An 18,449-nucleotide genomic window follows, 5' to 3' on the forward strand; every position below is an offset into this window, starting at 1 on the left:
CACTCCTTGGAGTCGTGTCGAGCGGGATCCTGCGGAGAAGGGGTCCGTGGAGGCGATCAGCCAGGCAGGCGCATCGGCATGATGAGGTACCTGAAGGACATGTTGGGCTCCCCGCCCAGCTCCTGCACGCCGGCGAGCGTCGCGGGGCGGCTGGCCTGGGTGAAGGCCAGGTGGACGGCGGGCTCGGTCATCACCAGGAGTCCCTCGAGCAGGAACGTCGGGTTGAAGCCGACCACGATGTCGTCGCCCTCCACCCGCGCCTCGAGCGTCTCCTGTGCCTGAGCGTCGTCGCCGCTGCCCGACTCGAGCAGGACCTGGTTGTCGGAGAACGTCAACCGGACCGGCGTGTTGCGCTCGGCGACCAGCGACACGCGGCGGACGGCGTCGATGAGCTCCTGGCGGTCGACGAAGGCGACCGTCTGAGCATTGGCAGCGAACAGCTGGCGGACCTTGGGGAACTCGCCCTCGAGCATCCGGGTGGTGGTGCGTCGTGTGCCGGAGATCGTCGAGCCCTCGAACCCGATGAGGCCGGGGCCCTGCTCTCCGGTCGCGACCGCCATCGTCAGCTCGCCGCCGGAGGTGAACGACTTCGCGATGTCGGAGAGCGAGCGGGCCGGCACCACCGCGGTCGCGGAGGTGTCGGGGTTCTCCGGGAACCATGAGAGCTCGCGGAGGCTGGCTCGGAAGCGGTCGGTCGCGAGCAGCGAGATCGACGAGCCCTCGAGCTCGATCCGGACGCCGGTGAGGAGCTGGAGGACGTCGTCGCGGCCGGCCGCGGCGACGGCCTGTGCGACGGCGGTCGCGAAGTCGTCCGAGCTGACCGTGCCCGACGACGTCGGCATCGCAGGAAGCTGCGGGTAGTCCTCCACCGGCATCGTCTGGAGGCTGAAACGGCTGCTGCCGCACACGACCGAGACCTTCGTGCCATCGACCGCCACGTCGACGGGACGCGACGGCAGGGACTTGCAGATGTCGGCGAGGAGCCGACCGGAGACCAGGGCGCGTCCGTCGTCGGCGACGTCCGCGTCGACGGTCGAGCGGGCCGAGGTCTCGTAGTCGAATCCCGACAGCGCGATGCCGCCGTCGGTGCTCTCGACCATGATCCCGGCGAGCACCGGGACGGTCGGACGAGTCGGCAGGCTCCGTGCCGTCCAGGCCACTGCGTCGGCCAAGGCGTCGCGGTCGATGCGGAACTTCACAGCGATGTGCCTCCGGACGGGTGGGTCGGCCGCGACTGCGGCCGGGGAATGACATGTTTCCTGGAATCCTGCCACGGCTCCGGCTCGGGCGACTACTCAGGGATCTTGTGATTCGTCATCCCCAGGTCTGGGCTGTGGATGACTTCGAACGAACGAGGGGAGATTGTTCTTCTCGTGTTAGTCGTAGGGGGTGTGCACAACGTGGACAACTGTCATCCCTGCAGGTCAGCAGCGAGGTTGGCCTGCGCGGACGTTGTGGACGACGGCCGCGCGAGCTGTGCGGGCCCGTGGACGATGGTTGAGGGATCCCCAGGTCGCACACCGCTCACGTGCCGCCTGTGGACAGAACAACGGGTTTATCCCCAGGGGTATCCCCAGATGTGGGTACTGGAAATAACCCAAAAAAGGGCCGGTACGAGGTGTCGTACCGGCCCTTGTCCGCAGGATGCAAGCGTCCTCGAGGCACTCAGCCAGCCTGGCGAGCCTGCTGCTTGATGCGGTTGGTGAGCTCCGTGACGTGGTTGAAGACGGTGCGGCGCTCCGCCATCAGCGTGCGGATCTTGCGGTCGGCGTGCATGACGGTCGTGTGGTCGCGCCCACCGAAGTGCTGGCCGATCTTGGGGAGCGAGAGCTCGGTCAGCTCTCGGCAGAGGTACATCGCGATCTGTCGCGCCTGGACGAGGCCGCGGGACCGACTGGCCCCGCAGAGCTCCTCGATCGAGTACTCGAGGTAGGCCGAGGTCTGAGCGATGATCAGGCCCGCCGTGATCTCCGGCTCACCCCCGTCGGGGATCAGGTCCTTGAGCACGATCTCCGCGAGCGTCAGGTCGACGGCCTGGTGGTTGAGGCTGGCGAACGCCGTGGCGCGGATCAGGGCACCCTCGAGCTCACGGATGTTGGTCTGGATCCGGCTCGCGATGAACTCCAGGACCTCGGGCGGGACGGTGAGCTTCTCGATCTCTGCCTTCTTGCTCAGGATCGCGATGCGCGTCTCGAGGTCCGGAGGCTGGACGTCCGTCGTCAGACCCCACTCGAACCGGCTGCGGAGGCGGTCCTCGAGGGACTCGAGACCACGCGGAGGACGGTCGGAGGTGATGACGATCTGCTTGTTGGACCCGTGGAGCGTGTTGAAGGTGTGGAAGAACTCTTCCTGGGTCTGGATCTTGCCCTCGAGGAACTGGATGTCGTCGATGAGAAGGACGTCGGTGTCTCGGTAGCGACGCTGCAACGCGGGCATCCGGTCGTCACGGATGGCGTTGATGAAGTCGTTGGTGAACTCCTCGGTGCTGACGTAGCGCACCCGGGCGTTGGCATAGAGGCTGCGCACGTAGTGGCCGATGGCGTGCAGGAGGTGAGTCTTGCCCAGGCCGGACTCGCCATAGATCATCAGCGGGTTGTAGGCGCGTCCCGGCGCCTCGGCGACAGCGACGGCGGCCGCGTGCGCGAACCGGTTGGAGGAGCCGATCACGAAGTTCTCGAAGTGGTAGCGCGGGTTGAGGCGGGTCTCTGCTGCGCGGACGTGCTGCGGCGGGCGGGCACGGCTCGTCGTCGGGACGAAGGCCGGCGTCGCGCCGCGGGTCGGGTCGTCGTCGGCCGGGGCAGGCTCTCGGTGGGGAGGTTCACGTCGTTGCGGCTCGTCACGAGCCAGGTCTCGGTCGCGAGCCAGGTCTCGGTCATAGGACTGGTCGCGGTACGGGGGCGCTGAGGAGCGTGGACCGCCGTGAGTGCTGTGGCCGCCGAACTGGCCGTCCCCGCTGACCCTTTCGGCCGACCCCACCCTGTCGGACTCCGGATCACCTTCTCGACTTGTCGACAAATCGATGTCAGGCTCCGAGTCGTTCTCGTCGAACCGGTTGCCTGCAGGGAGGACGTTCGGGTCGACCGTCACGGCGATCCGGATCGGCCGGCCGAACGAGTCGGACAGCGCCTGCTCGAGCTGGGGGCGCAGACGGGCCTCCATCTGCGTGCGGGTGAAGTCGTTGGGTACGCCGACGAGCAGGGTGTTCTCGTGGAGCGTGATGGGCACCGAGCTGGTCACCCACGCCCGCGTCGTGACCGGGAGCACCTCGGTGATCGCGTTCCACCTTTGGTGCAGAGTGGCGCCGTCGAGCCGATCAGTGCTGCCGGGCTGTTGCTCATCGTCCATGTTGGCCCCAATCTCCGGCTCCGTGACGGAACAGGCGTCCACATAGTTATCCACAATGTGTGGACTTACTGGTCCCAGCGCTGAGATCCCCGTCATCTCAGCGCTTTCTGGGTATCCGTGGGTCGCGACGTACCCTGTGGATACCGGTGGTCCCCGGGACGCTAACAGCCCGAGAGAGTCACCGACACCCGATTGTCCACAGGGTCCAGGACATCCCGCAACCCGGGGTTCCGGCGTGGCCCCTGGACGTGGGGGTGGTCACGGGTGTAGGCCGGTTTGACCCGCTGTGGAGGGACCGCGTACCGTGGTGAGGTCGACCGTATCGACACCTGCCGCATGCCTACGTACGGACAGTCACTGTCCACCTACGTGGGCGGGCGGTGGCCGTCGAACCGGCACATCTCTGACGCCCAGTACCCGATGACCGCGAGCGTTGCGGTCCGAGACACGATGGGGAGCACTCCCGTGACCAAGCGCACCTTCCAGCCGAACAACCGCCGCCGCGCGCGCAAGCATGGCTTCCGCCTGCGTATGCGCACCCGCGCCGGCCGCGCGATCCTGGCGGACCGTCGCCGCAAGGGCCGCGAGCGTCTGTCGGCCTGAGCCGTGCTGGTAGTCCGGTGCTGAGCTCGCGGCACCGACTCCGTACGAGCGACGACATCCGAACAACGATGAGGCGAGGACGTCGTGCGGGATCCCGCACGGTCCTCGCCCATGTTCGTTTCGGGGCTCGTTCTCCTCAGGAGCCGGTGCGCGTGGCATTCGTGGTCGGCAAGCAGGTCGGCGACGCAGTGACCCGCAACACGGTCAAGCGGCGCCTGCGGGGAGTCGTCGCTGCTCGTCTCGCCGACATCCCCGGAGGCACCGACCTCGTCCTCCGGGCACTGCCGGCCTCTGCCCGGAAGTCGAGCGCCGAGCTCGGTTCGGACGTCGACAAGGCTTTCGGCAGGCTGTCGGGCGCTTCCGCCTCCTCGACGCCGGTGGCCCCGTCATGAAGCCCGTACTCGTTGCCCTCCTGAAGGCCTACCGCTTCGCGATCAGTCCGATGTACGGGCAGGTCTGTCGGTACTATCCTTCCTGCTCGGCCTACGCACTCACCGCGGTCGAGGAGCACGGCGCACTTCGAGGCAGCTGGATGGCTGCCCGACGTGTCGCCCGTTGCCATCCTTGGGCGGCCGGTGGCTACGATCCCGTTCCCCCACGATCCGCATCCGCCGGATCATCCGCGACTCCATCCCGAGGGGTTTGATGTTCTCCGCCATCGGCGACTTCTTCGACGCCATCATGCAGGTGCTCTACTACCCGGTCTCCGCGATCATGGTGGGTTGGCACTGGTTGTTCACCAAGATCGGCATGGACACGGACTCGGGGTGGACCTGGGCGCTGTCCATCATCGGGCTCACCGTGACGATCCGGATGCTCTTGATCCCGCTGTTCGTCAAGCAGATCAAGGCCAGCCGCAACATGCAGATCTTGCAGCCCAAGATCCGCGAGCTCCAGAAGAAGTACGGGCACGACCGGGAGCGCATGGCCCAGGAGCAGATGAAGCTGTTCCGCGAGGCCAAGACGAACCCGTTCGCGTCGTGCCTGCCGCTGATCCTGCAGATGCCGATCTTCTTCGCGTTGTTCCGGGTGATCAACGGCGCGGCCGGCGGCAAGACGTACGGCGTTCTGAGTCAGGATCAGGCCGACTCCATCCGCGAGGCGACCTTCCTGGGCGTCCAGATCGCGAGCCGTTTCACCGACGACAGCGTGCACGTCAAGATCGTCTGCGCGGTGCTCGTCGTGCTGATGACCGCATCGACGTTCCTCACTCAGCGTCAGCTGATGTCCAAGAACATGCCTGCGGATGCGCTCACCGGCCCGTACGCCCAGCAGCAGAAGCTCCTCCTCTACGTCCTTCCCTTTGTCTTCGCGATCAGCGGTGTCGCGTTCCCCGTCGGCGTTCTCATCTACTGGACGACCTCGAACGCGTGGACGATGGGCCAGCAGTTCTATGTGATCCGCAACAACCCGGCTCCGGGCACCCCGGCCTTCGAGGCCAAGCAGCAGCGCGACACCAAGCGCGGCAAGGTGGTCGAGGTCGAGCCCGAGGCTCCCGTCGCCGAGGAGAAGCCGGGTCCGCGGCGCCAGCAGCCGAAGAAGCAGTCGCGCGAGCAGCGCAAGAAGGGAAGCGGTCCCCGCGGCGAGAGCCGTCCGGGCGACGCTTCGCGGGGTGACGAGAGTGCGCCGGGCGAAGAGTCCGGGCAGGGAGGTGTGACGTCGTGACAGACACGTCGCGAGAGACCGAAGCAGTGGACATGGCGACCGACCCGACGGGTGACGAGCCGTCGCGAAGCAAGCGGCTCGAGCGTCTCGAGAACGAGGGCGACATCGCAGCCGACTTCCTTGAGGAGCTCCTCGACATCGCCGATCTCGACGGCGACCTGGACATGGACGTTGAAGGCAATCGGGCTTCCGTCTCCATCGTCGGGGGAGACCTGGGGATGCTCGTCGGACGGGATGGAGAGGTCCTCGAGGCCCTCCAGGAGCTGGTTCGGCTGGCCGTGCTGCGTGAGACTGGCGAGCGCAGCCGTCTGATGCTCGACGTCGAGGGATTCCGCGCGAAGCGCCGCGAGGAGCTGCAGCAGATTGCCGAGTCGGCGATCGCTTCGGTGCGGGAGTCTGGCGAGCCGGCACGGCTCGCGCCGATGTCGCCGTTCGAGCGCAAGGTCGTGCACGACGCCGTGGCGGCTGCAGGGCTCGTGAGCGAGTCCGAGGGCGAGGAGCCCGAGCGACGCGTCGTCATCCTGGCTGACTGACGGTGCAGATGGATGTTTCACGTGGAACATCGCCCCCCGACGCGGCCCGGATCATCTTCGGTGACCGCGTCGAGGTGGTGTCTGCCTATGTCGACATGCTCTCTGACGCCGGTGTCGTCCGCGGTCTGATCGGCCCACGGGAGGTTCCGCGTCTTTGGGAGCGCCACATCCTCAACTGCGGTGTGGTCGCGCCCGCTCTCCCCGCCGGCGCCAGCGTGGCCGACATCGGGAGCGGGGCGGGGCTGCCGGGCATGGTCTGGGCGATCGCCCGGCCCGACGTCGCGATGACGCTCATCGAGCCGCTCCTTCGCCGGACGAGCTTCCTCGAGGAGGTCGCCTCCGACCTCGGTGTGGACAACGTGACAGTTCTTCGTTCTCGCGCTGAGGACGTCCGTACGCAGTACGACATCGTGACGTCTCGCGCGGTGGCGGCTCTCGACAAGCTGGCCAGGTGGTCGCTGCCACTGGTCCGACCGGGCGGCCAGATGTGGGCGATCAAGGGATCGTCGGCTGCTGAGGAGATCCGTGAGGCACAGTCCACAGTCCGCGCGGCGAAGGGGACAAATGCGCGAGTCACCACGTACGGTGAGGGAGTCGTCGACACTCCCACGACGATGGTGATGATCGACAAGGTGGGCTGAATGCAGGACAAGATTGCGTCCGGGTTGGGCTATCCGTGGATCAGCTCCAAGGTCAACCCGCTCCCGGCAGACCTCACGCGCGGCCCGGTTGGCTGGCAGCAACCCCCGGTTTCACGTGAAACCAAGACGAACCACGAGGAGTGGCCCGCGTGAACGACACTGACCGTCCCCCGGCGTTCCCACGCGCGTCCGACCTCGCGCACGGCGGTGACATCGCCGCCGACACGCCGCTCGCTCAGGAAGTCGCCGCATCACTGATGCGCCAGCAGCTGGCGGAGAAGCACGACCCGATGCCGCGTCCTACGGCGACGCGCGTGATCGTCGTCGCGAACCAGAAGGGCGGCGTCGGCAAGACCACCACCACGGTCAATGTGGCGGCTGCGATGGCGACACACGGTCAACGCGTCCTCGTGATCGACCTGGACCCCCAGGGCAACGCTTCCACGGCGCTTCGGGTCGAGCACGACGCGGAGACCGCTGGTGTCTATGAGGTCCTCGTCGACGGACAAAGCATCGAGTCCCTGATCCAGCCGTGTCCCGACGTCAACAATCTTGACGTCCTCCCCGCCTCGATCGCGCTGGCGGGCGCGGAGATCGAGCTCGTCCCGATGGTGGCACGCGAGAACCGACTGCGACGAGCACTCGAGGCGTTCTTGGCTTCCGATGCGGAGAAGAGCCGGCCGTACGACTACGTCTATGTGGACTGCCCGCCGTCGCTGGGTCTCCTGACCGTGAACGCGTTGGTCGCAGCCCGCGAGGTCATGATCCCGATCCAGTGCGAGTACTACGCACTGGAGGGCCTCAGTCAGCTGGTGAAGACGGTGGACATGGTCCAGGAGCAGCTCAACCCGGCGCTCAACCTGAGCACGATCCTCCTCACAATGTATGACGCCCGTACGCGACTGAGCGCGGGTGTCGCCGACGAAGTCCGTGCCTACTTCAGCGATCGGGTGCTCAAGACGGCCATTCCGCGCTCGGTCAGGATCTCGGAAGCACCCAGCTATCAGCAGACTGTCATCACGTACGACCCGAGCTCGCCGGGTTCCCTGGCCTACCTGGAGGCGGCCCGAGAGATCGCCGACGCAGGAGCGCGTGCAGGCGCCGACCAAGGAGCACACGAATGAGCCAGCAACGCCGCGGACTCGGGCGAGGCCTCGGTGCCTTGATCCCCACGGCGCCCTCTGTTTCACGTGAAACGGCGGCTTCCCCGACAGCAACGTCCACACTGACCGCCGATCCGACCACGGAGCCCGACGCGGATACCCGGGCAGCCTCAAGCTCTGACGCCGGTGGACGGCACCAGGACGCGCACGTCACCGACGGGCTCGACGCGGGTAAGGACGCCAGACAGGATGCCGGTGCGGATACCGGTGCCGAGCAGGGCCTCACAGCCGTCGCTGGCGCCTACTTCGCTGAGATCCCGGTCGACAAGGTCGCCCCGAACCCGCGTCAGCCCCGCGAGGTCTTCGACGAAGACGCGATGGCCGAGCTCGTCCACTCGATCCAAGAGGTCGGGCTTCTTCAGCCGGTCGTCGTCCGGTCGGTCGGCGACGAGACGTTCGAGCTCGTCATGGGCGAGCGCCGCTGGCGAGCGACGAAGGCCGCCGGGCTCGAGGTCATCCCCGCCATCGTGCGGGACACCTCCGACCAGGACCTCCTGCGCGACGCGTTGCTGGAGAACCTGCACCGGTCGGAGCTGAACCCCCTCGAAGAGGCCGCGGCCTACCGGCAGCTCCTGGATGACTTCGGATGCACGCACGACGAGCTGGCGACACGCATCGGCCGATCCCGACCGCAGATCAGCAACACCCTGCGGCTCCTGCGGTTGAGCCCGGCGGTCCAGCGTCGAGTTGCCGCCAGCGTGATCAGCGCGGGCCACGCGCGTGCCCTCGTCGCCGTCACCGATCCCGCCCGCCAGGACCGGCTCGCGCAGAGGGTGGTGGCCGAAGGTCTCTCGGTCCGCGCGTTGGAGGAGCTCGTCGCGCTCGGTGAAGGAGATGAGCCCGACGCTGAACCCCGCCAGCGGCCTCGCCGGCCGGTCGCTCCGAAGCTGGTCGATCTGGCCGACCGCCTCGCGGACCGCTTCGACACGCGGGTGAAGGTCGATCTGGGCAAGACCAAGGGCAAGATCACGGTCGAGTTCGCCTCGATCGACGACCTCGAGCGCATCGTCACCCTGATGGACCCCGCAGACATCGCAGCGGGCTCGCCGGACGCACCCTCCGGCGACTGAGCCTGAGGACGCCGGGTCGCGCACCCACATCGACTTAGAGATTTGTCGACAAATCAACGTCGACACATCAACGTCGCCGGTTACCGTGAGCGCACGGGCGGAGCACAGAAGGGCCCCGGCATCAATGATGCCGGGGCCCTCTCAGTTGCGCTGCGGTCGGCGGGCGGTCACGCCCGAGGACGTCAGCCGACGAACGCGTCGAGCTCCTTGAGCAGCAGGCTCTTGGGCTTGGCGCCGATGATCGACTGCACGATCTCGCCGTTCTGGTAGACGTTGAGCGTCGGGATCGAGGTCACGCGGTACGACGCGGGCGTCCGAGGGTTCTCGTCGACGTTCATCTTGACGATGGTGATCTTGTCACCGTGCTCTGCGGCGATCTCCTCGAGGATCGGGGAGACCTGGCGGCACGGCCCGCACCACTCAGCCCAGAAGTCGACGAGCACGGGCTTGTCGGAGCCCAGGACGGTGGTCTGGAACTCGGCGTCGGTGACGGCCTGGATGTTGCCCACAGTGGCTACCCCTTCGGTTGGCGGTACGGCGTCCATCAATGTGTCTTCTGCAACACCCGGGGGTGTCGCGGGATTCCGAGCACCTGATCGGGCGATCAGCTGGTCACGAGATCGGCGTGCTCGAGGTCTGCGATGTAGCGCTCGGCGTCGAGGGCGGCCGAGCAGCCGGTGCCGGCAGCGGTGATCGCCTGCCGGTAGGTGTGGTCGACGAGGTCACCCGAGGCGAAGACTCCGGGGACGTTGGTGCGGGTCGACCCGGGCTGCACGAGGACGTACCCCTCGGCGTCGAGGTCGACCTGACCCTTGAGGAGCTCCGACCGCGGGTCGTGACCGACCGCGATGAACAGGCCCGTCGCCGGAAGGAAGCGCTCCTCGCCCGTCACGGTGTCCTCGAGGACGACGCCCTCGAGCGACAGCTCCCCTCGGATCTCCTTGACCCGCGAGTTCCAGGCGAACTCGATCTTGTCGTTCTTGAACGCCCGCTCCTGCATGATCTTGCTTGCGCGCAGCTCCTCGCGGCGGTGGACGAGGGTGACCTTGTCGGCGAAGCGGGTCAGGAAGGTGGCCTCCTCGACAGCGGAGTCACCGCCGCCCACGACCACGATCTCCTGCTTGCGGAAGAAGAAGCCGTCACAGGTCGCACACCAGCTGACGCCGCGGCCGGACAGCCGGTCCTCCCCGTCGACGCCCAGCTTGCGGTAGCCGGAGCCCATGGCGAGGATGACCGCCCGGGCATGGTGCTCGCTGGTCGCGGTACGGACGATCTTGACCGCGCCCGTCAGGTCGACCTCGACGACGTCGTCGGCCACCAGCTCGGCGCCGAAACGCTCAGACTGCTGGCGGAGGTTGTCCATCAACGCCGGACCCTCGATGCCCTCGGGGAAGCCCGGGAAGTTCTCGACGTCGGTCGTGTTCATGAGGGCACCACCGGCCGTGACGGACCCTTCGAAGACCAACGGCGCGAGGTTCGCGCGTGCGGTGTAGATCGCTGCCGTGTAACCGGCAGGACCCGAGCCGATGATGATCACGTTGCGTACATCAGTGGACATGCTCCGCCTTCGGTGTCAAGAACAGTACGGTTTGGGGCCGTACCCTCACAACGCATCCTAGGTCCGGACCATTCCTGGACGACGACGCGGCCGTCCGGGGGGCCGCGGCTACTCCAGCCCTTGGACGGTGAGCTCCGAGACGGCACCCTCGTAGATGTCCGACTTGCGTTCGGGGAGCCGTGTGAGCCAGATCAGGAGGTAGCGGGTCGAGACCGCCTGCGAGAGGGACACGGATGCGCCGCTGGGCGCGTCGGAGTAGCCACCGATGCGCTCCATCTGCCCGGTCCCGGTGGGAGGACGCTTGCGGCCAGGTGCGGCATAGACACGGAACGAGGTGGGCGACGCGCCGAAGTCGACCTGGATCGCCGTGACGTCACGGAAGCGGCCGAGGTCGACGAGCAGCCCGACACCGTCCTTGAGCCCACCGAGGTCGTTGCGCCGGTAGTACTCACGGGTGGTCCACGCGGTCGAGGAATCGCCGTCGACCGCGAGCTCCGCCTGGCCGGGGTTCTCGTCGCCGTCGCCGTCGGGCGGCGGATCGAACGAGACCACGTCCTTCACGCCGAAGTCCACGATCGAGCGACTGACCTCGGGGACCTCCCCGCTGCCGCTCGGAGACTGCGCGGACGGCGCCGAGACACGACCCAGGATGAACGTCACCGCAGCGGCCAGGACCACCATGACGACCAGCGCGAGCCAGATGAGCTTGCGCTCGCCCTTCGCCGAGCGTCGAACCTTCGAGAACCCGCGTTCCATCGGCGTCGGCGGGGTGGGTGCGAAAGCAGCCGGACGAGGCTTCGGCGGGTTGACCGCCGGCGGGGGCTCGGAGAGCGCGGAGCGTACGGGGTCGTGACGGTACAGATCCGGCGAGGAGGCGCCGGTCGCCTCGGGATCGGCCGGATCGTCGTCGCCGGTCATGGCCAGCTCGAGCGCGACGTCACGAGCGGTCCGCAGCGGTGGTCGGTGGTGGCGAGGAGGCCGACCGAGGATCCTGTCGCACACGGTGTCGACGTCGTGCGACACGCCAGCACGGACCTGCCGCGGCCGCAGGAGCCGACCGTGCTCGCGTGGTGCGGGAGCGAGCAGCTCGTCCTCACCCGGGTAGCGACCGGTGAGGCAGGCGTAGAGGATCTTGCCCAGCGCCTCGACGTCGAGCTGCTCGGCGTAGCCGACGTCGGCGTCGTCGACGTCGTGGTGAGCCGACCGGAGTGCGTGGTCGGTCGAGAGACCGATGATGCGGATGCCGCCGTTGTCCTTCAGCAGCACCGTCGCTGGGCGGAGGTGACGGTGGTAGACGCCGGCCTCGTGGGCGTCGGCGAAGGCGTCGGCGAGCTCAAGAACCACGTGGGTCGAACGCGCGTTGGTGAGCGTGGAGGGCCCGAGGACGTGGTCGAGAGAGACGGCGCGCGCCCACTCGCGGATCAGGTAGGTATGGCCGTGGTCACCCTCGACGATGTCCAGCACCCGCAGGAAGCGCGGGTCCGAGACTGCGGTCGAGCGCCCTGCGGCGATGACGAAGGCCGTGGCGCGCCGGTCGTCGGCCCGGACCGCCTGGATGCCGACGGCGCGGTCGAGGACAGTGTCGTAGGCCTTCCACGTCACCGCACCCCCCGACTCCTTGATGAGGTCGTCGAGGCGGTAGCGCCCAGACAGCAGGAGGCCCGAGCTGAGTGCCGCGGTCTGGTCCACACCTCATGTTATCCGGGGAGCAGCCGGTCGTCCGTCAGCGGCGCAGAACCGTTCGGACGACCGCCGTGACCTCACGGATTCGCAGCAGCCACGCCAGCGCGAGATAGACGCCGGCCCCGATCCCGCCGACGCCGACCAGCGCCAGGAGCGCGTCGATCTTGCCCACGCTGTCCAGGCCGAGCGGCTCCAGGAGGAAGGCGGACAGCATCAGCATGACCGCCATCGTCACGACGCAGGCGGCCACGAGCCGCAGGAGGTAGACGAGCGAGGGTACGTCGAGGACGGGCCCGATGCGCGTCGACAAGACGGTGATGGACAGCAGTGAACCCACCAGGTACGCCCCCCCGTACGCCACCGCGAGCGTGGGCGCGATCGCGCTGGGCTCCACCTGGGACGCGAGCGTGACCGCGAGCCCGATGTTGACCGTCGCCAGCACGATCTGGATGAAGAACGGCGTGCGGGTGTCCTCGAGCGCGTAGAAGCCGCGAAGGCTCATGTAGTGCAGCGAGAAGAAGATGATCGCCGGGGCGAACGCGGCGATCGTGGTGCTGATCGTCTCGGTGTTGCCCTCCATCGAGCCCCAGGAGCCGACGACGGTGCCGAGCGGTCCGGAGAGCGCGAAGACGGCGACGGCGATCGGCGCGAGGAGTGCCAGCACCGATCGGATGTTGTTCTGGACCTCGTTCCTCACCTGGCGCAGGTCGCCCTCGGCGGCGAGCCGTGAGATGAGCGGCATGGTCGCGGTGACGAGCGAGACGGTGATCACCCCGTGCGGGACCTGGGTGATGAGGAAGGCGCTCGCGTAGACCGTCGTCCCCGCGGGATCAGGGTTGCCGTCGGTGATCGCGAGGAGGCCGGCGCTGGTGCCGATGCGGGTGATGACCACGAACATCACCTGGTTGACCAGGATGAAGCCGAGCGTCCACGCGCCGAGCTTGAGCGTGTGGCCCAGCCCGACCCCACGGAAGTCGAACCGCGGACGGTAGTGGAAGCCGGCGGCTCGCAGGTAGGGGAGCAGCACGAGGGCCTGGGCCGCGATCCCGATCGTCGAGCCGACGCCGAGCAGCAGCTCCTGCGGTCCGGTGAAACCGCCCGAGCCGTTGCTCTCGCCGTACAGCACGATGTAGGTGACGAGGATGGCGCAGGAGATCAGGTTGTTGACGATCGGCGCCCACATCATCGGCCCGAAGCGGCCCCGGGAGTTGAGGATCTGGCCGACGAGGACGAAGGCGCCGTAGAAGAAGATCTGCGGGAGGCAGTAGCGCATCAACGCGTACGCCGACGACAGCGCGTCCTCGTTGCCGGGGTCGAACAGGCGGCTGTCGAAGACGACCCTCACGAGCAGAGGCGCCGCGATGACGAGCACGACGGTCGAGATGCCGAGGACGAGCAGGCCGAGCGTGATGATCCGCTGGGCGTACGCCTCGCCGCCATCGCTGTCGTTCTTCATCGCCCGCACCAGCTGCGGGACCAGGACGACGTTGAACACGCCCCCCGCGAGCAGGACGTAGAGCGCGTTGGGGATCGTGTTGGCGCCGGTGAAGATGTCGGCGTTCAGGCTCGCGCCGATCGCGGCGAAGATCAGCGCAGACCGGACGAATCCCGACAGCCGGGAGACGAGTGTGCCCGCGGCCATCAGGACGCTGGCCGACAGCAGACCGGTCGACGTACGGCGTACGGCCTCCGCGACGGCGTCGCTCGTCTCGTCGACCTCCTCGGTCGCCTCGACCGCCTCGGCGGCGAGGGGGGCCTCGCGAGCGGTGACAAGGGCGACGGGGGTGACGCGGCGCTTCTCGCGACGGGCGCGGCGGTGCTTGCTCATGCGTCCGGCTCCCGCGCCGGGCGTGTCGGGACGGTGGCGGTCTCGGACGGAGTCTCAGGAGTCCCGTCACCTGGCTCGTCGTCGAGCGTCTCGACCTTGCGGCCCGTCACCACGCGACGAACGACCGCGAGGACGACCAGGAGCGTCGCAAGGCCGAGGAAGACCCAGATGACACGACCCACCACGCTCGAACGGACGGTGAAACGCACCTCGTCCCCGACGGTCGATCCGTCGGTGGTCACGAGCGACACGCCGAAGGTCGTGGTGGTCGCCTGGCCGACGTCGGCGGTGACCGTCATCGTGACGCTCTGCCCTGCCCCGACCTCCTGCGGGAGGATGTCGTCGATGCGCGCGGCACTGTCGTCGGAGGTGAATCTCGCTCCGACCGTCACCGGCGATCCCAACTGGTTGGTGATGGTGATCGGGAACCGCCCCGACGATCCCGAGAGCGTGACGAACGACGACGCGGAGACGCTCACGCGTTCGAGGATCCTCTCGACCGCCTCGGCCTGCGACTCGGCGTGCTGCAGGCCTCGTGTGCGTGCCGACCGCCAGTCCTGGGAGGCGGCGAGCGCCGCGCTCTGGTCGTAGAAGATGTTGCGCCGCTCGTCGTCGCCGAGAAGCTGGCTCACGACGCGCCCGTTGGTGACGATCCGCGCGGCGGCCTGGACCTGATCCTGCGAGATGGCACGTTGGTTGGCCTTGGGGGGAAGGCGTACGCGCCCTCTCCATGCCTGCGAGTCCGCCCCGACCTGGGCGTCGGCGCCGACGGGCCGGACCCATCGGGGCTCGAAGAGGTCGTGGAACTGCGCCCGAGACCACTCGCTCCCGGGGTCGAAGGAGACGCCGGGTACGACGACCACGTGCCGCGACCCGAATCCGAGGGACCCCAGGGCTGCCCGCGCGGCCACGCGCTGGCGCAGGCCCAGGGTGGAGCTGGTCGAGCCCTCGTCCTGCGCCAGCGTCGGGTCGAGCACGACGAGGCTCATCTGTTCGCCGCCGATGGTCGCGCTCAGTGCGGTGCTGTCGGCGGGCGACCACCCGGAGAGCACCTCGGGCGAGACCAGCGACGCGGTGGAACCGAGCCGGCGTGACCCGTTGATCCGGTTGCCGTTGGTGATCCCGCTGGGCGGCCACGTGACGATGCGCGCGGTCAGGCCGAACTGGGCGAGCGTCGCCTCGGTCGCGCGCCGAGCGGCCTGCACGACCGTCGTACCGGGGTCGCCGGCGGCACGACGGGTGATCGCGAACACGTCCGGACGACCGTAGGGCACCGCCCAGACGGAGTGCCGCCCGGCGTACGCGACGAGCTCGTCGAGGAAGAGGCGCGCCCGCTGCGCCGCGCTGGTGGCTTCGGCGGGGACGTCACCGGCGGCGTACGGCGCGGCGCCGCCGGGCCCGTTGGGCCGGACCGGTCCATAGGAGTCGTTGGCGATGTCGCGCAGGGCGTCGAGGAGCGCGGGATCGATCAGGACCGTGCTCGGGGAGGAGTCTTCGGACCGCGCAAGGTCCAGGAGCCGCCGGAGGCGACCACCGGGGGAGACGGCGTCCACGAGCGCGGACGTGTCGACGTAGCGGCTGCGTTCGTCACGCTGCACGGGCGCGACGAACGGCCACACGACCGAGACCTGTGTGGGAGCCGTGCGCTCCTCACCGACGTACGGCACGACGGTGTAGGCACGTCCCACAGCGTCGCCCGAACGCTCGGCGTCCTCACCGGTCGCCAGCACGTGCACGCCGACGGGAAAGACGCCTGCGGTGGTGAGCGGGAGCTCGGAGGCAGGGACCTGGAGCCGGAAGGTCGTCGTGTCGCCGGGGGCCAGGTCGCCGGCCGACACGACGGCCGACGGGGACGTCAACCGCGTGCCCGTGACCAGCGGTGTGGGCGAGGCGAGCGCGTTGTCAACGGCGGTCTGGTCGGTGAGCGGGACGGGCGGCATCACGAGGTGCACGCGCAGACGGTTCCACGATCCCGAGGACGGGTTGGTGATGCGACCGCTGAGCGTCAGCGTCCCGCCGGGACCCAGCGCGGTCGGCGAGAGTGCGTCGATGGTGACCGAGAGCCGGTCGGAGTCCGCCGCCTGGGCCGGCGCGGCAGCGACGGCGGGGAGGAGGCCCACGAGCAGGGCAGCAAGCACGGTCGCGACCGCCGCCCACGCGGTACGTCGGCGCGCGGGTCGGGAGGAGCAGTCATCGACGCGTGTCATCGGGGCCAATGCTAGAGCGAGCGGTCACGGCGCCTGCGTCGCCCACGTAGAGTGGTGGGTCATGGCCACCGCCTCTTCTTCCCCTGCGCTGCGCGATCCCGCCGCCGCCGTGACCGATCTCCTCGAGACCACTCCGGCCGTCGGAGAGCTCGCCCGACGCTTCGCCGACGCGGGTCACACCCTCGCTCTCGTGGGCGGTCCCGTGCGCGACGCGGTCCTGGGGCGGCCCTCGCAGGACTGGGACCTGACGACCTCGGCGCGACCCGACGACGTCGAGGCCCTGCTTGAGGGATGGGCGGACACCACGTGGGACGTCGGCCGCGAGTACGGCACCCTCGCGGCGCGCAAGGGCGACGTTCACGTGGAGATCACCACCTACCGCAGCGAGAAGTACGACCCTGCCTCACGCAAGCCGCAGGTCGACTACGGCGACTCGCTCGAGGGCGACCTCTCCCGGCGCGACTTCACCGTCAACGCGATGGCGTACCTGCTCGGCACCCGCACCTTCGTCGACCCGTTCGGAGGGCTCGCCGATCTCGAGGCGCAGCTGCTCCGGACGCCCGTCGCGGCGACCCAGTCCTTCGACGACGACCCGTTGCGGATGATGCGGGCCGCACGGTTCGTCTCGCAGCTCGGGTTCACGCCCGTCGACGAGGTCGTCGAGGCGATGACGGTGATGGCCGAGCGCATCACGATCGTCTCCGCGGAGCGCGTCCGCGACGAGCTCAGCAAGCTGCTGCTCGGTGAGCACCCCCGTCCCGGTCTGACGCTGCTGGTCGACACCGGCATCGCCGCCTACGTGCTCCCGGAGCTGCCCGCGCTGAGGCTGGAGCGCGACGAGCACCACCGTCACAAGGACGTGTACGACCACTCGCTGACCGTCCTGGAGCAGGCGATCGCGCTGGAGGTGCGGCTCCCCGGCGGTGGACCGGACCTCGTGACCCGGCTTGCGGCGCTGCTGCACGACGTCGGCAAGCCCCGTACGCGCCGCTTCCTCGAGGACGGCACCGTGACGTTCCACCACCACGACGTCGTCGGTGCCAAGCTCGCGCGCAAGCGGCTGCGCGCACTGCGCTTCTCGAACGAGATCGTGGACGACGTCGCCCTGCTCGTCGAGCTGCACCTGCGCTTCCACGGCTACGGCACCGGCGAGTGGACCGACTCGGCCGTCCGTCGCTACGTCCGCGACGCCGGCGACCAGCTCGCGCGGCTCCACATCCTGACCCGTGCCGACTCGACGACCCGCAACCGCCGCAAGGCCGAGCGGCTCCAGCGGACCTATGGCGACCTCGAGGACCGGATCGACCAGCTCGCCCAGGCCGAGGAGCTGGACAAGATCCGCCCGGACCTCGACGGAAACCAGATCATGGAGATCCTCGGCGTGGGACCGGGCCGTGTGGTGGGCGACGCGTACCGCTTCCTGCTCGACCTGCGCCTCGACCGCGGGCCGCTGAGCGAGGACGACGCCCGCGAGGCGCTGCTCGCCTGGTGGGCGGGGCGCGACGGCGCCTAACGGACGGCCGACGTCACGCTTGCCCGGTACGCCAGCTCCGGGTAGTCGACCACGATGCCGTCGACGTCCACAGTGAGGTCGCCGACGAAGTCGCGGCTCGCGCTGGCGTAGCGCACGACGGCGTGCCCGTCGGCGTCGTACGGCGTGAGTGCGCGATAGATCTGATCGCTCCTGATCACGGTCAGCGACGGCACGTCCACCCATGCCATGACGTGGGGGATCTCCGGCCCCGGACCGTTCGAGACGAGCCCGTGGCGCAGGACCGGCATCGTGTTCGTCACGGGGCAGAGCGCGATGTCGCAGTCGAGCGCCTCGGCGACCGAGTCGGGGTCGGCCAGCCCAGGTGGGCTCTGCGGGCCTCCGGACCCGTGCGCCGCCCCCGTCCCGGTCCATCCGGCATCGTCGCGGACGAGGGCGAGCGTCCTCGACCACCCGTCACCGTGGACCGACAGGTCGAGGCGCCGCGTCACCCAGGCGTCGCCCGTGGTGAGCGACCAGGCCACGGCGTACGAGGAGGCCCGAGAGGTGCCCCGTGCCGTCAGCCGGCTGTCGGCGAGCGACAGGGTCGCCGACTCCAGGCGGGCGGGATCGTCCTCGGCGCCGGTCCAGGTCACGAAGCGGGTCGTCGGTCTCGTCATCC

The 18,449-nt window shown here is 68.7% G+C and carries 17 protein-coding genes; 9 read left to right on the top strand and 8 right to left on the bottom strand.

The features are described 5' to 3' along the window. Positions 1 to 56: 56 nt before the first annotated feature. Together dnaN and dnaA are read right to left on the bottom strand one after the other, a co-directional pair. Positions 57 to 1,199, bottom strand: coding sequence for a DNA polymerase III subunit beta (gene dnaN, locus KV097_RS17420; protein ID WP_220342757.1), 1,143 nt, complete (start codon positions 1,197 to 1,199; stop codon positions 57 to 59). A gap of 466 nt (positions 1,200 to 1,665) precedes the next feature. Further along, the gene (gene dnaA / locus KV097_RS17425; protein WP_220366616.1) at positions 1,666 to 3,345 is read right to left on the bottom strand and encodes a chromosomal replication initiator protein DnaA; all 1,680 of its coding nucleotides are present in this window, start codon (positions 3,343 to 3,345) and stop codon (positions 1,666 to 1,668) included. Positions 3,346 to 3,810: 465 nt separating this feature from the next. Between dnaA and rpmH the strand changes: the two genes are divergently transcribed. The 8 genes from rpmH to KV097_RS17465 all read left to right on the top strand — a co-directional run bounded on the left by rpmH (position 3,811) and on the right by KV097_RS17465 (position 9,020). Continuing rightward, positions 3,811 to 3,948, top strand: a complete 138-nt coding sequence (gene rpmH, locus KV097_RS17430; RefSeq protein WP_220342755.1) for a 50S ribosomal protein L34 — start codon at positions 3,811 to 3,813, stop codon at positions 3,946 to 3,948. A 17-nt stretch (positions 3,949 to 3,965) separates the two neighbouring features. Beyond that, the gene (gene rnpA / locus KV097_RS17435; RefSeq protein ID WP_220342754.1) at positions 3,966 to 4,340 is read left to right on the top strand and encodes a ribonuclease P protein component; all 375 of its coding nucleotides are present in this window, start codon (positions 3,966 to 3,968) and stop codon (positions 4,338 to 4,340) included. After that, positions 4,337 to 4,594 carry a membrane protein insertion efficiency factor YidD gene (yidD, locus tag KV097_RS17440; RefSeq protein WP_220342753.1) on the top strand — a complete coding sequence of 86 codons (258 nt, stop codon included), beginning with the start codon at positions 4,337 to 4,339 and terminating at the stop codon, positions 4,592 to 4,594. The genes rnpA and yidD overlap by 4 nt, the downstream gene beginning before the upstream one ends. Beyond that, on the top strand, positions 4,594 to 5,613 hold the full coding sequence (gene yidC, locus KV097_RS17445; protein WP_220342752.1) for a membrane protein insertase YidC: 1,020 nt from the start codon (positions 4,594 to 4,596) through the stop codon (positions 5,611 to 5,613). Before yidD ends, yidC begins: the two co-directional genes overlap by 1 nt. Positions 5,614 to 5,645: 32 nt before the next feature. Then, positions 5,646 to 6,146, top strand: a complete 501-nt coding sequence (locus tag KV097_RS17450; RefSeq protein WP_220342751.1) for a R3H domain-containing nucleic acid-binding protein — start codon at positions 5,646 to 5,648, stop codon at positions 6,144 to 6,146. Positions 6,147 to 6,154: 8 nt separating this feature from the next. Continuing rightward, complete coding sequence (rsmG, locus tag KV097_RS17455; RefSeq protein WP_220342750.1) at positions 6,155 to 6,787, top strand: 16S rRNA (guanine(527)-N(7))-methyltransferase RsmG; 633 nt, start codon at positions 6,155 to 6,157, stop codon at positions 6,785 to 6,787. Between the two features lie 149 nt (positions 6,788 to 6,936). Continuing rightward, positions 6,937 to 7,911: a ParA family protein gene (locus KV097_RS17460; protein WP_374107000.1), complete on the top strand. Its 975-nt coding sequence runs from the start codon at positions 6,937 to 6,939 to the stop codon at positions 7,909 to 7,911. Beyond that, a complete protein-coding gene (locus tag KV097_RS17465; protein WP_220366617.1) occupies positions 7,908 to 9,020 on the top strand; it encodes a ParB/RepB/Spo0J family partition protein in 1,113 nt (370 codons plus the stop codon). Before KV097_RS17460 ends, KV097_RS17465 begins: the two co-directional genes overlap by 4 nt. A 182-nt stretch (positions 9,021 to 9,202) precedes the next feature. On the opposite strand, the gene trxA is transcribed toward KV097_RS17465, so the two are convergent. The 5 genes from trxA to KV097_RS17490 all read right to left on the bottom strand — a co-directional run bounded on the left by trxA (position 9,203) and on the right by KV097_RS17490 (position 16,296). Next, a complete protein-coding gene (trxA, locus tag KV097_RS17470; protein WP_308289482.1) occupies positions 9,203 to 9,529 on the bottom strand; it encodes a thioredoxin in 327 nt (108 codons plus the stop codon). A gap of 95 nt (positions 9,530 to 9,624) precedes the next feature. Further along, positions 9,625 to 10,578, bottom strand: a complete 954-nt coding sequence (gene trxB / locus KV097_RS17475) for a thioredoxin-disulfide reductase (protein ID WP_220342747.1) — start codon at positions 10,576 to 10,578, stop codon at positions 9,625 to 9,627. Positions 10,579 to 10,686: 108 nt separating this feature from the next. Further along, positions 10,687 to 12,267, bottom strand: a complete 1,581-nt coding sequence (locus KV097_RS17480) for a protein kinase family protein (RefSeq protein WP_220366619.1) — start codon at positions 12,265 to 12,267, stop codon at positions 10,687 to 10,689. A 34-nt stretch (positions 12,268 to 12,301) separates the two neighbouring features. Then, a complete protein-coding gene (murJ, locus tag KV097_RS17485; protein WP_220366620.1) occupies positions 12,302 to 14,089 on the bottom strand; it encodes a murein biosynthesis integral membrane protein MurJ in 1,788 nt (595 codons plus the stop codon). Next, positions 14,086 to 16,296 (bottom strand): DUF6049 family protein, encoded by a 2,211-nt coding sequence (locus tag KV097_RS17490; RefSeq protein WP_220366621.1) that lies wholly within the window; start codon positions 16,294 to 16,296, stop codon positions 14,086 to 14,088. Before KV097_RS17490 ends, murJ begins: the two co-directional genes overlap by 4 nt. Before the next feature lie 61 nt (positions 16,297 to 16,357). Between KV097_RS17490 and KV097_RS17495 the strand changes: the two genes are divergently transcribed. Next, positions 16,358 to 17,809: a CCA tRNA nucleotidyltransferase gene (locus KV097_RS17495; protein WP_220345681.1), complete on the top strand. Its 1,452-nt coding sequence runs from the start codon at positions 16,358 to 16,360 to the stop codon at positions 17,807 to 17,809. Here the strand turns inward: KV097_RS17495 and KV097_RS17500 are convergent. Next, the gene (locus KV097_RS17500) at positions 17,806 to 18,447 is read right to left on the bottom strand and encodes a putative glycolipid-binding domain-containing protein (RefSeq protein WP_220366622.1); all 642 of its coding nucleotides are present in this window, start codon (positions 18,445 to 18,447) and stop codon (positions 17,806 to 17,808) included. The two genes, KV097_RS17495 and KV097_RS17500, sit on opposite strands and share 4 nt — an antisense overlap. Positions 18,448 to 18,449: the final 2 nt, after the last annotated feature.

Origin of the sequence: Mumia sp. zg.B17, from assembly GCF_019550915.1 — a bacterium.
Classification (GTDB): Bacteria; Actinomycetota; Actinomycetes; order Propionibacteriales; family Nocardioidaceae; genus Mumia.